The organism is bacterium (assembly GCA_029210545.1).
Classification (GTDB): domain Bacteria; phylum BMS3Abin14; class BMS3Abin14; order BMS3Abin14; family BMS3Abin14; genus JARGFV01.
Window position 1 is genome coordinate 1 of the sequence record JARGFV010000060.1, and the last position, 15,282, is coordinate 15,282.

The 15,282-nt window shown below is 57.4% G+C and carries 14 protein-coding genes; 4 read left to right on the plus strand and 10 right to left on the minus strand.

All coding sequences use genetic code 11. The annotated features are described in order from the left end of the window. Window positions 1-146 precede the first annotated feature (146 nt). From P1S46_07735 to P1S46_07745, 3 genes are all read left to right on the plus strand, one after another. On the plus strand, window positions 147-1,391 hold the full coding sequence (locus tag P1S46_07735) for an AMP-binding protein (protein MDF1536377.1): 1,245 nt from the start codon (window positions 147-149) through the stop codon (window positions 1,389-1,391). A gap of 67 nt (window positions 1,392-1,458) precedes the next feature. Next, window positions 1,459-1,845, plus strand: coding sequence for a four helix bundle protein (locus P1S46_07740; protein MDF1536378.1), 387 nt, complete (start codon window positions 1,459-1,461; stop codon window positions 1,843-1,845). Between the two features lie 39 nt (window positions 1,846-1,884). After that, the gene (locus tag P1S46_07745; protein ID MDF1536379.1) at window positions 1,885-2,313 is read left to right on the plus strand and encodes a DUF2784 domain-containing protein; all 429 of its coding nucleotides are present in this window, start codon (window positions 1,885-1,887) and stop codon (window positions 2,311-2,313) included. 6 nt (window positions 2,314-2,319) lie between these two features. Here P1S46_07745 and P1S46_07750 read toward each other — a convergent pair whose 3' ends face one another. The 9 genes from P1S46_07750 to P1S46_07790 form a co-directional block, all read right to left on the minus strand. Further along, a complete protein-coding gene (locus P1S46_07750) occupies window positions 2,320-4,089 on the minus strand; it encodes an LTA synthase family protein (protein ID MDF1536380.1) in 1,770 nt (589 codons plus the stop codon). A gap of 397 nt (window positions 4,090-4,486) precedes the next feature. Beyond that, window positions 4,487-5,032, minus strand: a complete 546-nt coding sequence (locus tag P1S46_07755) for a 2-oxoacid:acceptor oxidoreductase family protein (GenBank protein MDF1536381.1) — start codon at window positions 5,030-5,032, stop codon at window positions 4,487-4,489. Between the two features lie 88 nt (window positions 5,033-5,120). Next, window positions 5,121-5,864 carry a thiamine pyrophosphate-dependent enzyme gene (locus tag P1S46_07760; GenBank protein ID MDF1536382.1) on the minus strand — a complete coding sequence of 248 codons (744 nt, stop codon included), beginning with the start codon at window positions 5,862-5,864 and terminating at the stop codon, window positions 5,121-5,123. A gap of 103 nt (window positions 5,865-5,967) precedes the next feature. Then, on the minus strand, window positions 5,968-7,023 hold the full coding sequence (locus P1S46_07765; GenBank protein MDF1536383.1) for a 3-methyl-2-oxobutanoate dehydrogenase subunit VorB: 1,056 nt from the start codon (window positions 7,021-7,023) through the stop codon (window positions 5,968-5,970). Window positions 7,024-7,146: 123 nt separating this feature from the next. After that, window positions 7,147-7,359: a 4Fe-4S dicluster domain-containing protein gene (locus P1S46_07770; protein ID MDF1536384.1), complete on the minus strand. Its 213-nt coding sequence runs from the start codon at window positions 7,357-7,359 to the stop codon at window positions 7,147-7,149. A gap of 108 nt (window positions 7,360-7,467) precedes the next feature. After that, a complete protein-coding gene (locus P1S46_07775; GenBank protein ID MDF1536385.1) occupies window positions 7,468-8,394 on the minus strand; it encodes a phosphatase PAP2 family protein in 927 nt (308 codons plus the stop codon). A 781-nt stretch (window positions 8,395-9,175) separates the two neighbouring features. Further along, window positions 9,176-10,147 carry an ABC transporter permease gene (locus P1S46_07780; protein ID MDF1536386.1) on the minus strand — a complete coding sequence of 324 codons (972 nt, stop codon included), beginning with the start codon at window positions 10,145-10,147 and terminating at the stop codon, window positions 9,176-9,178. Between the two features lie 27 nt (window positions 10,148-10,174). Beyond that, on the minus strand, window positions 10,175-11,179 hold the full coding sequence (locus P1S46_07785; protein MDF1536387.1) for an ABC transporter permease: 1,005 nt from the start codon (window positions 11,177-11,179) through the stop codon (window positions 10,175-10,177). 136 nt (window positions 11,180-11,315) lie between these two features. Next, entirely contained in the window at window positions 11,316-12,944 is a 1,629-nt protein-coding gene (locus tag P1S46_07790) for a peptide-binding protein (GenBank protein MDF1536388.1), read from the minus strand. A gap of 107 nt (window positions 12,945-13,051) precedes the next feature. On the opposite strand from P1S46_07790, the gene P1S46_07795 reads away from it, so the two are divergent. Next, on the plus strand, window positions 13,052-13,630 hold the full coding sequence (locus tag P1S46_07795; GenBank protein MDF1536389.1) for a HEAT repeat domain-containing protein: 579 nt from the start codon (window positions 13,052-13,054) through the stop codon (window positions 13,628-13,630). Between the two features lie 117 nt (window positions 13,631-13,747). Here the strand turns inward: P1S46_07795 and P1S46_07800 are convergent, their stop codons facing one another. Next, the gene (locus P1S46_07800; GenBank protein MDF1536390.1) at window positions 13,748-15,103 is read right to left on the minus strand and encodes an HD-GYP domain-containing protein; all 1,356 of its coding nucleotides are present in this window, start codon (window positions 15,101-15,103) and stop codon (window positions 13,748-13,750) included. Window positions 15,104-15,282: the final 179 nt, after the last annotated feature.

The window sequence follows — 15,282 nt, forward strand, 5'->3', positions numbered from 1 at the left end:
TCAATGACTTACGGAGTGAGTCATTGATTTGGGCGCCCCGCGCGGGGCGCGTTGATGGACTTTTTGCGAGTCCATCATGCTTGACTGATCCCATGATGGAAGGCATTGTAAATCCATCATTCAAAAGCTACTGGAGGTACTTGACCATGGTCAACATCGAAAGGGATATCGAATATCTGCCGGAATCAGAGGCCAGCCAGTTCAAGGTGGCCCGTATCCGGGAACTCATGGCTGGCGAGTGGCAAAAGGCTCCCGGTTTCGTCAGGAGGCTGGCTGAGGCCGGTGTTACGGCCGAAGATCTGAAAACCGCTGATGACATCACCAGGTTCCCCATTCTCAGAAAGTCGGAGATGACCAGTATCCAAAGCGCCGACCCTCCCTTCGGCAGCCTGATCACCGTTCCCCCGGGCCAATTGAGGAGGATCTACTCCTCACCCGGCCCGATCTACGTACCTGACGGCCGCCTTCAGTCCTATTACCGGTGGGAAAGGGCCTTCGCGGCCTGCGGGTTCACGCAAGGGGACATTGTCCTGAACTGTTTCAACTACCATCTGACACCCGCCGGAGCCATGTTCGAAGAGGCCGCGGGCAACCTGGGGTGCGCCGTGATCCCGGCCGGGATCGGCAACAGTGAGATCCAGGTCAAGGAGGCGGCGCATTTCAAGGCCAACGCGTACGTGGGCCTGCCCTCCTACCTTACTGTTGTTCTCGAAAAGGCAGCCGAGGTCGGCGTTACCCTGGTGCTGGAAAAAGCATTTGTCATCGCCGAGAAACTTCCCGAAAGCCTGCGCAAACAACTCCAGGACAAGCACGGAATAAGAGTACGGCAGGCTTACGGTACCGCCGAAGTCGGCGCCATCGCATACGAATGCGAGGAAGGCAACGGGATGCACGTCGACCCTTCCGTTCTCCTCGAGATCCTGGATCCTGAAACGGGCCACCCCGTAGAGCCCGGTGAAACGGGTGAAGTGGTGGTGAGCGTGATCAATCCGATCAACACCCTCCTGCGCTTTGCCACCGGAGACCTTTCCTCCGCGACCCGCGATGAGTGTCCCTGCGGCCGGAAAAGCCCTCGCCTGACCGGGATCCTGGGCAGAGTGGACCAGGTGATCAAGGTTCGCGGCCTTTTCGTCCATCCGGCCCAGTTGACCCAGACCTTGTCGGAGTTCGAAGAGGTGGAGAGGTTCCGGGCCGTGATTACCCGCGAACGGGCAATGGACGATATCACCATCGAGGTCGAGGGCAAAACGCGGTTGTCTGGTGAAACCCTCAAGGACATCGGCAACCGGATCAAGCAGACGCTCAAGCTGACTTCAGGAGTCGCTCAGGTGAAACCGGGAACGATCCCTGAGGACGCCGGGGCCATCGACGATCGGAGGAAGTGGGACTGAAAAACGTGTGTGCGTCAAACGTACGTGCGTTAGCGCGTGTTGGTCCTGGAATTGCACATGAACCAACATGGCAAAATTGGCGATCAGTTTCAGAGATCTCGAGGTTTACAAAATCTCCATGGAAGCGGCGATGGATGTTCGCTCCCTGGCCCTAAGTTTCCCGGCGAGCGAAAAGTTTTCTCTCTCAGATCAGATAACACGGTCTTCCAGATCCGTTTGTGCAAATATTGCTGAGGCGTGGCATAAAAGGCGTTATCGAAAAGCCTTTATTGCATCCCTTAACGTGGCTGAAGGCGAAGCGGCTGAAACTCGTGTCTGGTTGGAATTTGCATTCAGGTGCAAATATTTGGATCAAAATAATTTTGAATCCCTGGATGATCGGTTCGACCACATATGCCGCATGCTCCACCGAATGACCCAAACTGCTGAAAAGTGGACCCGCAGCGGAAATTGATCTTTTCGCACGTACGCTTCACGGACCTACGCACCCACGATGCATACTGCTCTCCCTGACATTCTCATGATCATCCATCTCCTCTGGGTGGTCTTCATGATCGCCGGCCTTCCCCTGGGCTTGTACCTTGGATCTTCCATACTGCGCTGGGCCCACTTGACCGGGATGATCATCACCGGCATTTTCGCCGTGCTTGGCCTGTACTGTCCCCTGACGGCCTGGGAGGAGCAGCTGCGCTGGCAGGCCGATCCAGGCTTCAGCTACCACGGGTCGTTCCTGGCCGAGCGCCTTTCTCCTGTTCTGTACCCGCATGTCGAACCGTGGATCATCAGGACAGCGACCATCTTTTGGCTTGTCACCACGGTGATTTCCATATTCCTGGTCCCAGGGGGAAAACACCGGGACAGATCTCACAACGGTCCTGCCAGTCCAGGTTCAGGACCCTCTGTCAGACAGCGGTTCCGTTAGTCGGAGCTATCGTTTCGGGGCCAGCCTGTTCTCGAGGATCTGGTCCCAGCTGACCTGTATAAACGAGAGAAGCTGTTTTTTCATGAGGCCGGGATCGGACGTTAGAGGCTGTCCCGTGTCCAGATCGGTAAAACGCAGGACCTCCCCCTCAGGATCGACGGTAAGGACCTTCCCGTCCTCGATCCACCCGTACCCCTGGGAAAAGTTGAGGTAGGCAAAACCCGTGCGGTTTTCCCGCAACAGGGACTGGCCCATGGCGTGGTGGGGGCTCGTGATCCCGAGCAGATCAAGCACTGTGGGAACTATATCCAGCTGGGTGCCGACGATACCTGAGACCCCGGGATCGACCCTCCCGGGGGCGATGATCAACAGGGGGATGTGGTAGCGCTCCGACAAGGAAGCGTTGCTCCGGGCGGCGTGATCGGCCGTGACGATGAAGACCGTGTTTTCCATCAGACCGGCAAGGCGCGCCCTTTCAAAGAACCGGCCAAGATGGTGATCCGTGTAACGGATCGTGTCCTGAAACGCACCTTCCGTATCTCCGTTTCCGGCGGTACGGAAGGTGTCGTCCGGAAGATCGTAGGGCGGGTGATTGGTGAGGGACAGCCAGAGGGCAAAAAACGGCTGGCGCTCCTTTCGGACCACTTCGTAGAGACAATCCAGAACAGCGTGATCCCAGGCGCCCCAGGCGCTGTCGGCCTCCTCGCGGGTAATGCCAAGTTCCTCCCTGCCCAGGTGTTTCTCGACCCCGATCATCCGGGCAAAACTTTTTATCCGGTCCTTTCCACTGCTCTCTCCGTGAAGAAACAGGGTGCGATAACCTTGTCGGGCCAGGATCTCCCCCAGGCCCACGAAACGGTTCTGCTCCAGCGAACCCGAAAGCACCGACCCCTCGATGAGATCCCCGTGATGGTTGAAGGAGGGGATCCCCATGTTGACAGCCCCCAAACCTTCGATTGTCCGGCTCCCCACCGCATAGAAATTATTAAAGAGAAGGCCCTCCGATGCCAGTTCATCAAACCGGGGAGTAATGCCGTTTTCATACCCCAGGGAACCGACATACCGGGCCGACCAGCTTTCCAGCATGATGAGTACCACCAGGTTCGGTCGATCTTTCGCGTATCGGTCTGGAACGGCACGGGAGCGGTAAAGAGGATACCCGGCGTCTTCCCACAGGACACCGGAAGCGTCCAGCAGGTCGTGGACATTGTCGAGAGCCTCAACCCTGTCAAGAAAATGGAAACTGCCGGCATTCCCGGCCTGAAGGCTTCTCCCGACCGTGAAGGCCGGGTTCAGAACCAGGTGCCCCAACTCGGTCCTGCCCTGGCTGAAAGCGTCGACCATCCGGATCGGTTTGCCCGAGACCGTTCCCTTCAGACCAAAGATCAGGACCACGAAGTACACCAGGAACCATCCGGCTTCAACAGTCCATTTTACTGTTCCATGCCTTTCCCCAAGAGGCCTGAGCACAACCCTCCACAACAGAAAAAGAACAACGGCCAGGAGGACCAGCGAAAGGATCGACCACCTGTACTCGACCATCATCTTGAGGGAGGCACCCATATCTCCCTCATCCCTGCTGACCTGAAGGACCTCGTAGGAGAGGTGCCGGCCGGACTCGGTATAGTAGTAGGTATCCAGGACACCGAGGGCGATAATGGGGAAAGTCAGACCGAGGGGTAACCAGGCGAGGGGCCTTACCAGGTTGCCACTGTTTTTCCAGCCGCCCGGAATATGCAGCAGCAGGAAGAACAGGCCTGTAACAAGCAGGATCACGTGCAGGTCAAATCGAATACCGTTGAGAAAGGAAAGGAGGATAGCCGATGTCTCGATGTTCCCGTATATACCCCGGTTGGCAAAGAGAAAAAAAATCTCAACCCGGTCATCGCCGCGAGAAGGAGCACAAGAGCCGGGACAAAAACACGGAACTGCGGGGGAACGCTCCCACGGATGCGCTCCCTCAAAACGGAAAATTTCATTTTCATGGTGATTTTCATTTCACCCTGGAGATAACCATCAGGATCTTCGCCGGAGTGCTCCCGTCACAGGTCACATGGTGGGGCGTTGTGCAGGGGAAACTGTTTTTTTCGCACGCACGCTTCACGCACCCGTGCACCCATTCTGAGAACTCCCATCCTCCACATCCCCAAGCCCTCTCCCCCTGTTCAGCCTGTTATGCCTTTGCCGCGTAACGGGCTCCCTGCATGATGGCCTTTTCGTTAAGGGGGATGAGTTTCTTGTTGCGGGCCGAGATGACCGCCTCCAGCGCTCCCGCCAGTTCCGACGGTTCAATAGCGCCGGTGATCCGGGCGTAGGCACCGAGGGCTACCATATTGGTGAGCCGGGCGTTGCCCAGTTCAATGGCAAGCAGGCTCATGGGAACCTCGTGGACCTCGATACCGGTCCTTGTGACATCCTCCATCCTGGCCATGGAACTGTTGACGATGAGTTGGCCTCCTTCTTTAACCACATTCTGGAACCGCAGAAGGGAAGGCTGATTCATGGCGATGACACAGTTGGGGCTGTCCACGATGGGCGACCCGATCTCCCGGTCCGAGAACACCACAGTACAGCGCGCGGTGCCGCCGCGCATCTCGACCCCGTAGGAGGGGAAGAATGTGACGTTGAGCCCCTTCTCCATGGCCGCTTCGGCCAGGAGCTGCCCGGCCAGGAGGATCCCCTGGCCGCCGAAACCGGATATGAATACATCGTAGTACATAGTTACTCCGAATCTAAAATCCAAGATCCAAGATCCAAAAAGGGTAGCGATCTACCATTACCTTGGATTTTGGTTTTTGGATTTTGGATCAATCGGCTTCCCTTTCCTTAAACACCCCCAGCGGAAAGTACGGAACCAGCTCTTCCTTGATCCGCTTGATGGAGTCAGACGGGTTCAGCCCCCAGTTTGTGGGACAGGTGGCAAGAAGTTCAACAAAGGAAAAACCCATCTCCCTGACCTGCATATGAAACGCCTTGAAAACCATCTTCCTCGCCTTGAGGATGTTCCCGGGGGTGTCGAGGGCCATCCGTCCCACGAAGGAGGGACCCTCCAGTGTGGACAACATCTCGGCTATACGGATGGGATATCCGTCGGTATTGAAGTTCCGGCCGTAGGGGGAGGTGGTCGTCTGCTGCCCAAGGAGAGTGGTGGGGGCCATCTGGCCACCCGTCATCCCGTAGACAGTGTTGTTGACGAAAATGACGGTGACGTTCTCGCCCCGGTTGGCGCAGTGGACGATCTCGGAAAGGCCGATGGAAGCGAGGTCGCCGTCTCCCTGATAGGTAAAGATGACCAGATCCGGACGGGATCGTTTCATCCCCGTGGCGAGGGCGGGGGCCCGCCCGTGAGGCGCTTCCATGATATCGCAGTTAAAGTAATCGTACATGAGCACCGCGCAGCCAACGGGAGCGACACCAACGCTCCTTTCGGTGAGATCGTAATGGTCCAGGGCCTCCGCCACCAGCCGGTGGGCGACCCCGTGGCTGCACCCGGGACAGTAGTGCATCACGGCGTCGTTGAGGGCGGCAGGTTTTGAGAATACGGTTTTCATAGAATTTCCTTAGTTTACGGTTCACGGTTCACAGTTCACAGAAAAAACCCTTTCAAACGAAAATTCAGAGTAGCACTTACTGTGAACAGTTAACTGTATACTGTTAACTGAAACTATCTTCTATCTTCTCCAGAATCTCATTGGGTGTCGGGATTCCCCCTCCGGGACGGCCGTAGAATGAGACATCGGCTTCCCGGGAGACGTTGAGCCTCACATCTTCCACCATCTGTCCGGTGTTCATCTCTACAACGAGGATTTTTTTAACCCTTTCGGAAAGTGCCTTCAGTTCCCTTTTAGGGAACGGAAACAAGGTCACAGGACGAAACAGCCCGACCTTGAGCCCCTTATCCCGAGCCATGCTGACCGCAGTCCGGGCGATGCGGGCGGCTGTACCAAAAGCCGCCACCACCAGTTCGGCATCTTCCGTGAGTAACTCGTCGCAACGGACCTCGTGCTTTTCGATCTCCCTGTACTTTTCCTGGAGCATGCGGTTGTGTGCCTCCAGCTCACCATCTTTCAGGTACAGGGACTTGAGATACCGCATGGGGCGGTTTTTGGCCCCGGTCAGAGCCCACGGTTTCCTGGGCTCAGGTTGAACGTCGTCGCACTCGACAATGGGTTCCTGCATCTGGCCGAGAACGCCATCGGCAAGGACCATGGTGGGGTTCCGGTAGCGGTCCGCCAGGTGAAAGGCGGCAATGGTGTGATCGTACATCTCCTGTACGCTGGCCGGGGCAAGGACAATGAGCCTGTAATCCCCGTGACCGCCACCCTTGACCGCCTGAAAATAATCGCCCTGGGACGCGGCGATGCCGCCCAGCCCCGGACCGCAGCGGACCACGTTGATAACGACGGCGGGCAGTTCCTGGCCGGCCAGGTAGGAGAGTCCCTCCTGCATAAGGGAGATCCCGGGACTGGAGGAGGATGTCATGGATCGGACACCGAGGGAGGACGCACCCATGACCATGTTGATGGACGCCAGCTCACTCTCGGCCTGGACGTACTGTCCGCCGAGACCGGGCAGGACCCGGGACATATACTCGGGCACCTCGTTCTGGGGAGTGATAGGGTATCCGAAGTAAAAAAGGCACCCCGCCTTGATGGCTCCCATGGCCAGGGCCTCGTTCCCCTTGACTAGAATCCGTTTTGACTCAGACAAAATATCTCTCCGGTTTTTTCTATCAGCAGCACTGAGCTACGGATCATGTGCCAAGTGCTACGTGCTATGAGGTATGAGCTAAGTTTTCAAATGATCAGCCGTCTATTTTCTTGCGGCGGCTGATCATTTGAAAACTTCGATGCACATGTCCGGGCACACCACACCGCACACGGTACACCCCGTGCACCTTCCATCGGGATCGTCGAGGATGACGTACTGGTACCCCTGGTCGTTGATCGCCTTCTTCTGGCGGATAAGGACGTGGGGACAGACCTCGACGCAAAGGACACACCCTTTGCATTTTATTTCATCTATCTTGATAGTCGGCATAAACATCCCAATCTCAGATCTTAAATAATCGTTGAACGGTGAAGAGTTGGCACCGACCGGACCTTGCACCCTAATCACCACCTGCCCCGAGCCTGGTCGACCGGTGTCTCCGCGTCACCGTGTCTCCGCGTCCGGCTCTCTCTCCACCACTCCCATGCGCCCCCTCTCCCCCTCGGGAGCAGCTTCACAGCTGCCGTACACCCTCTTCCCCCACAAGAACACCGCGAGACCGACAACCACGCCGGCGACGACATCGCTCGCGTAGTGGTAACGGTTGTACACCGTGGAGATGCAGAGCATGGTAACCAGGGGCGTCATCCAGAATGCCATCCGTCGCCTGTAGGTCCACGCAAGCAGCAGAACGACCAGGGCCACTGCCACGTGGGAACTGGGCATGCAGCCGCCCTGGATATCGCCGTGCTCCATGATGAAATCCTGGAGAGCCGTAACAAAGTACCCGTCAAGAGGCCCATTGTAAAGATGGGAAAGCATGTATCTCGGACCCACCACCGGGAACAGGATGAAACCGGAATAGGATATGAAAAACGCTGCTGAAATGGTAAAGATGCTCCGCCGGAAGGGGATCAGGTCACCCTTTCGGTAAAGGGAGATCCCGAGGATGGGGCCGATCCAGTAATAGGAATTGTACGATATCTTCATGATCTCTGTCAGGACGGGGCTGGCGAACTGCTCCATCCAGACCGACGGGTGAATCCCGAGGAGCGCCTTTTCGAAGTCGTAGATCAGGTGGTCCAGATACCGCCCGTGCAGGCCGAGGATGAACCGGTCGATCTGCTCGTAAAATACCGCCAGGGAGAGAGGGATGTACCAGTATCGGAAGAACCTGATCACCGGGTGAGGGTGCTTGTCCGCGTACCTGAGGAAGAAGATGACCGCGGCGGCCCCTGCAGCGTGGCTGATCACATACAGCCACCACCGTTGGACCCCGTTGTGAAACAGGGTGACGAATACGGATATCCCCGCCAGGTAAACGAGAAAGGCCGTGTCTTCGGGGCGGAAAAGGCCATCATTGTGGGTCATTGTCGAGTTCACAGTATACGGTTTACGGTTAACAGTGAAAATCATGGTGCACCAAATCAATGACAAGCTGCGCCTGGACTTTTCGCGACCCTGTCAAATTGCTGACCGGCGATTATTAACCGTAACGGCTGATCTGTCCACCCTGAGCTTGCCTGCCATGACCCGGCCGCCTGTCCTGAGCTTGTCGAAGGGAATTGACGAAGAATAAACCGTGGACCGTGAACCGTGAACGGTCATCCCATTGCTGACGCAATGGGATGACCCCCGTGTCAAATCCCCTCACATGTGTGATTTCCCCCACGACCTGAGCGGACTCAAAGGGCCAGATTCTGGATATGTATTTGTAACTTATTGTTATCAAAGATATATATCAACATCCCGATTCCACACCTTATAGGGAATGTTTTTTGCAACTAATTGGTTGAGAATCGGGGAAACAGGGTTATTTAGGTCAAAACACACGGTATTCATCTTTCCCTTACAAAAGGACCTCCGGGGGCTGCCCCGAGGCGGGAACCTCCTTCTTAAAGCCCCCGCTGCAATAGGTGCAGCGGGGGCGCCTCCCTTTGAAAAGGAATGGCTCGATGCCATTCCTTTTTTAGTACTAAGAATTAAAGCCTGGTTTGGAGGAAAGTGAAAACCATAGCTTCGCGATCTGACTGTGAACCGTTAACAGTAAACCGTATGCTTAGCAAAATAAGGTCCTCGCCAGAAAGCTGGTGCCGCTCCTGAGCTACCCACACTCTACGCTTTCACGCTCCACGCTCTACGCACACACGGATCATTTAAGACGTGGATCGACGGCATCCCTGAGACCCTCTCCCACGAGATTATACGCCGTGACGGTGATGAAGATGGCCGCTCCCGGGAAGATGGTGAGCCACCAGGCAAAATCGATGTAATTCTTGGACTGGGACAGGATCTCACCCCAGGAAGGGGTGGGGGGCGGGACACCGAACCCGAGGTAGCTCAGGGATGACTCGACGAGGATGGCCCCGGCGATGCCGAAGGTGGCCGAAACCAGCACCGGCGCCAGGGAGTTGGGCAGGATATGATAAAAGATGATCCGCAGGTCGGAAGCCCCGATGGCACGGGCGGCGATCACGTAATCCAGCTGACGCTGCTTGAGAAACTCTCCCCTTACGAGGCGCGCCACACCAGGCCAGCCTGTCACTCCGATGATCACCATGATGTTGTAGATGCTCGGTTTCAGGAACGCGAGGACGGTGAGGATGAGAAAAAAGGTTGGAAAGCACATCATCACCTCGATGGCACGGCTGATGACAGCATCCATCTTCCCCCCGAAATACCCGGCCAGGGCTCCCAGAAAGACACCGATGAAGATGTATATGGACACCGCCACGAAACCCACCGAAAGAGAGACCCTCGAACCGTGGACCATGCGGGCCATGACGTCCCTGCCGCGATCGTCCGTACCGAGGAGGTGGTCCGCTCCCGGAGGCATGAGGTTTTCGGCAAGGTTGATCTCGGTGGGCCCATAGCGGATGGGCGGATAAAGAGCCCAGCCCCGATCCTCCTCGCCGGCCCGGTTGAACGCCCGATCCGCTTTTTTGGAGACCGAGGGGAAAAGGAGATCGCCGCCCACCACCGCCGCTATGGGACGGCTGCCGGCGATAAAGGGCGCCGCCAGGGCGATGACGAACAGGATGAGAACAAAAACCAGTCCCGCGATGGCTACCGGATCGCGCCGGTACTGGGCCCAGACCAGTCTCGTGTAGCTCTGTTTTTTCACTCCCGGGTTCATGATATCAAGAGGGGGTCACGACTCGTAGCTGATGCGGGGATCTACCCAGACGTAAAGCAGATCCGACACCAGGATGCCGAAGAGGGTGAGAAAAGCCGAGATGGTGGCGATGGCCAGCACCACCGGGTAATCCCTGGACAGGACAGCTTCGAAACCGAGCTGCCCCATGCCGGGGATGGAAAAGATGCTCTCGATGATGACGCTGCCGCCGAACATGGCGGGCAGGAGGTACCCCATGAGAGTGATGATGGGAATAAGCGAGTTGCGCATGGCGTGCTTGAAGATGACGAGCTTTTCCGGCAGGCCCTTGGCCCGGGCAGTGCGGATATAATCCTGGCGGATCACCTCCAGCATGCTGGCCCGCTGGTATCGGGAAAGGGCCGCAAACCCGCCATAGGTCAGGCAGAACACGGGGAGGACGAGGTGCCAGAAGTGGTCGAAAAGCCTGGCCAGGAACGGCTGGCTCTCCATGCCTGTCGAGGTGATCCCGTAGACCGGGAACCAGTCCAGGAAGTCCCCTCCACCGAGGAACATGATGAGAAGAGCCGCCACCCAGAAGTTGGGGAGAGAATAGAGGATAAAGAGGGCAATGGTGCTCATCCGGTCGCCCATGGTGCCCTGCTTCACAGCCGAGAAAACTCCGATAGGGATCGCGATGAGATAGACGAGGAAGATGGAGATGAGGTTGAGCTCCACCGTAACGGGGAGCCGCTCCGCGATCTTGTCGAAGACCGGCCGGTGATCCTTGTAGGAGGTCCCGAAGTCGAGGGTGACGATCCTTTTGATCCAGATCCCGTAACGGGTCCAGATGGGCTTGTCGAGACCGTAAAGTTTCTTCGTCTGCTCCACGATCTGCAGGGTGACCTCATCGCCCATCATCCCCTGATCCCCCATGCGCAGCTTCATGGCCGCCGGATCGCCGGGAGCCAGCTGGATCACCAGGAAAGTGATGAGGGTGATCCCCAGGAAGGTGGGGATGATGAGCAGCAGCCGCCGTATGAGGTATTCGCGAAGGTTCATGCGGTTACCTCGTGTGTGCGTGGAGCGTACTTGCGTGATGGCGAAAATTCAGGATTCTGAGGCTTCGCCTTTTTGATGTACGCACAGACCATGAATAAAAAGTTTTTACGCACCAACGCTTTACGCACCAACGCACCTACTTGAACCGCTGATTCCTGGCCGGCACCCACCACTCTGTGGTGTCGATGCCCAGCGGGTAGATGTTGACGTTCTCGAAACGGCGGTCGATGGCCACCAGGCTCTCGCCAACGAAAAGGAAGGTGTAGGGCTGCTCCTCGTGGAGGATCCGGTGGAACCGCCGGTAGAGCTTGACCCGTGCTTCCTTGTCGAAGGTGACCCTGGCCTCTTCGATGATCCTGTCCGCCTCCCTGTTGCTGAACCCGACGTGGTTGGACCCACTTTCCACCTGGCTGGAGTGCCACACCTGGTAAGGGTCCGCCTCGACGGGCAGGCTCCACCCAAGGGTGACGGCATCGTAGGTCCTGTCGTCCAGCACCTGGGTGAAAAGGGCCCACTCGAGGGGGCGGATCGTCATCTCGATGCCGACCTTGGAAAACTCTTCCTTCAGGACGGTGGAAAGCTGCTCGTGGAACTGGACACCCGAAACGATGGAAAATTCGAAACGGAAAGGGACGCCGTCCTTGTCGCGGACCCCGTCATCGTCAGTGTCCACCCACCCCGCCTCATCCAGCAGGGCCGCGGCGGCCTTCGGGTCATAGGGCCAGGGTTCAATGGCCTTGTCGTAGTCGGGGCCCTCGTAAAAAAAGCTGCCGGTTACGATGTTGCCAAAACCGAAGAGAAGGTTTTCCAGGATCGCTTCCCGGTCCACCAGCATGGTCAGGGCCCGCCTCACCATTCGATCCTCGAAAAACGGCCGCCGGGAATTCCACCCGATGTAGCGGTAGCCGGGCAGGTAGTACTTGTGCTTGTCGAACATCCTCTTGAACTTCCTGGTTTCGGTCTGTCTCACCCACTGGATGGGATTCAGGGCCATGAGATCCATCTCACCGCTTTTGAGAACATTCAGGGCTGCGTTGTCGTCAGTGATGATCTTGAAGACGATCCTGCCCAGGTTGGGCTTTTCTCCCCAGTAGGCATCGTTTTTCTCGAGGACGATCTCCTTGCCGGTGTCCCACTTGACGAACCGGTAGGGACCCGTACCCAGGGGAGCCCGTCCCGTTGGGTGGGTGTTGAAATCACCCTTGGAAAAAAGATGTTTCGGGATGATCGACTGGCCGCCGATCATCTCCAGCGATTTGAAGTACGGTTTTGAAAAGGTGAACCTCACCGTTCTGCCGTCGAGGGCCTCGACCTTGACCAGATCCTTGAAATAGCTTTTCAGGTGGGGACTGTCCACGCCGGGATCCACGATACGGTCGAAGGTGTAGGTAACGTCCCCGGAAGTGAGGGGCTGTCCGTTCTGCCAGGTGACCCCGTCCCGGAGGGTGAACAGGTAGCTCAACCGGTCGGGAGATATCTCGAACGTCTCGGCCAGCAGGGGGACGAGATCCAGAGTCCGGTTGTCCCTTTCAAGGAGGCTCTCGTAAATGTAGCCGTTGACGCTGCCCTCGTAGACGTCGGTGGCCGTCACCGGGTTTAACGTGGCCGGTTCGGCAGACAGGTGTCGAATCAGCCAGTCGCCGGTCTCGGGAGCCGCGGCGTCCCCAGCAGCCCAGGCCCCCGTGGGGATCGCGAGGAAAAGAGCCAGCAGCAGCCCGGCCAGCAAAGAACCTTTCGGAGATGAAAGTCTGTGGGTCCTTGACACAAAGTCCTCCTTGTCACCATAATCAGCTATTGATAGGGTCGCAAAAAGTCCTGGCGGGACTTTTTACGAGGTCATCAACTATTACCTGCCATCCGAAGGGAAAGGACATGTCCCTGCCAGATCGAAAACAAGCGCTCACAAAAGCTCTCCAGGATCCTGAGGAAATGGTCCGCGCAGCGGCCTCCCGGGCCCTGGACCGTGTGGAGGGGCTCGAAAGGCTTGCCGATATCATCGAGACCGCTTCCGGTGGGGAGAAGCCCGGCCGCATCAGGGCCATCCATTTCCTGGGGTTCCTGGGTACCGACGAATCGGTGAATGCCATGCTGAGGCATCTCCAGGACCCTGAACCCGATATCCGTGTCGCCGCTGTGAAGGCAGCCCAGATCAACCTTCCCGGGCGCGCCCTCGTCCCCCTCCTCGGAGCCCTTGAAGATCCGGACATCTCGGTTGTCCAGGTCGTCATCGAGACCCTGTCATACTACCGTGATCCCAAGGTCACCGAGTTCATCCTGCCCTTTTTAAATTTCCAGGACACGGAAACCGCCGGTGTTGCGGCGGAGGGTCTCGGCCGCAACGGCGATCCCAGGGCCGAACCTTACCTGATCAAGGTTCTGGCAGAAACCGGGGACCCGTTCCTGCGCGCCCGCGTCGCCGAAGCGCTGGGGAATCTCAGACCTGCTGTCTGACCCGTGCGTCCGTAGAGCGTACGTGCATTAAGCGTAAGATCATCCGGACGTACAAACATTAACAATTCACGCGAAAACCCCAAGAACCTCGCATCCACGCACACACCCTTCACGCACCTACGGGAATGCGTGTTCCGCGCGCAGGCCGTGCAATGCGGGATCGATAACGGCTGCCACCACGCGTCCCTGTGACTCGGGGCCGTCCAGGTCCAGCTCCCACGGCTCGGAGAACGGTTTCCCCTTCCCGTCGACGATCATCTTCACCGCGGGCTTTCCCGGTTTTCCCCCCGCCTGGACCACCACCCCTATCTCGTTGCTCGAAAGCCTCACCATTGCTCCGGGCGGGTAAGCGCCCACCATCGACAGGAAGGCGTCCACGTGGTAGGGATCGAACCTGGTTCCCCGCCCCTTTTCCAGGAATGTCATGGCCTCGACAGGGGTCATGGGCTTCTTGTAGGACCGCACCGTGGTAATGGCGTCATAGGCATCCACCACCGACACCAGCCTGGCGAGAACCGTGGGGCCGTCAGTCTCCCTCAGGACCGGGTACCCGCCCCCGTCGTAGTGCATATGGTGCCCTTCCACCGCATGTACCAGGACGTCCGCTCCCCCCATCCCCCGGATGACCTCGGCCGAATGGACAGGATGGGACTTGATGGCCTCCCACTCCCTCAGGGTCAGCCCGCCCGGCTTGTTGAGGATGGTGCCGGGGATCCTGACCTTACCGATGTCATGCATCATGCCGGCCAGGGCTGCCCATTTTATCTTCTTCTCGTCGAGCCCCTCCTTTTCCGCCAGCAGCAGGGACAGGATCCCCACGTTGACACAATGCTGGTAAGTGTAGGCATCGTACCCCTTAAGACTCGACAGAAGCATGAGCAGGGACTTGTTGGTGGACAGTTTTTCCATGAACCCTTCCACCATGGTTTCCGCTTCTCTTAAAGGGGGAAGCCGCCCGGCGCCAACCTCATCGAAGAACCCGTTCATGGTGGTGATGGCGTCCCGGTAGGTCTCGAGGCTCCGCGCAGGCAGGTCGGCGTCTTCCCGTCCCATGGTGAAACTCTTCAGGCCGATGTTCGTCAGCCCCTCCTCCTCACACTTTTTCAGGAACAGGTCCTTGTCGTGTTCCTTGAGCTTGAGGATATCGGCCAGCTTGAGGATTTGTTCAACCGTTACGCCGCGGGTGATGAGAAGATCGTCGATGCCAAAGCCGCTCATGATCTTCAGAAAGCTCTCGGAGTAAGGGGTAGACTCGTAGAACAGGTAGTCTTCCACGTACAGGACCCCGTTGATCACGCCGATGAGGACCTCGTCCCTGCCCTCGAAGACCTCGCCGAGAAGGTCGTGAATACGCTTGGCAACCCCCTGAACGGAAGGGTGCTGTGCCGGATAGAGGGCGATGTTCTTGATGACGTTGTCGAGAAACTTGACGATTCCCCTGTACCGCTCTATCTGTTTGGGGTCCTGGGTCAAAGCAACACTCCTCCCGTTGCGTTCAGTGGAAAGTGAAAAGGTTCTTCAGCTATCTGCTGAAAGCTTTTCATATTAACCTCCTTAGTCCCTTTCCTCAACACATCTAGCCCGGACTATTCACGAGGTTCTTTTCCGTTCCGGCGGCGTTGCTGAGTCGTTCGCTTGTGCGGAATACTAAA

Excerpts from the sequence above, each read along its gene's own strand:
- P1S46_07735 (MDF1536377.1), top strand. The coding sequence starts at position 147 with ATGGTCAACATCGAAAGGGATATCGAATATCTGCCGGAATCAGAGGCC.
- P1S46_07775 (MDF1536385.1), bottom strand. The coding sequence starts at position 8,394 with ATGACCCACAATGATGGCCTTTTCCGCCCCGAAGACACGGCCTTTCTC.
- P1S46_07745 (MDF1536379.1), top strand. The coding sequence starts at position 1,885 with ATGCATACTGCTCTCCCTGACATTCTCATGATCATCCATCTCCTCTGG.
- P1S46_07770 (MDF1536384.1), bottom strand. The coding sequence starts at position 7,359 with ATGTTTATGCCGACTATCAAGATAGATGAAATAAAATGCAAAGGGTGT.
- P1S46_07760 (MDF1536382.1), bottom strand. The coding sequence starts at position 5,864 with ATGAAAACCGTATTCTCAAAACCTGCCGCCCTCAACGACGCCGTGATG.
- P1S46_07785 (MDF1536387.1), bottom strand. The coding sequence starts at position 11,179 with ATGAACCTTCGCGAATACCTCATACGGCGGCTGCTGCTCATCATCCCC.
- P1S46_07795 (MDF1536389.1), top strand. The coding sequence starts at position 13,052 with ATGTCCCTGCCAGATCGAAAACAAGCGCTCACAAAAGCTCTCCAGGAT.
- P1S46_07755 (MDF1536381.1), bottom strand. The coding sequence starts at position 5,032 with ATGTACTACGATGTATTCATATCCGGTTTCGGCGGCCAGGGGATCCTC.
- P1S46_07740 (MDF1536378.1), top strand. The coding sequence starts at position 1,459 with ATGGCAAAATTGGCGATCAGTTTCAGAGATCTCGAGGTTTACAAAATC.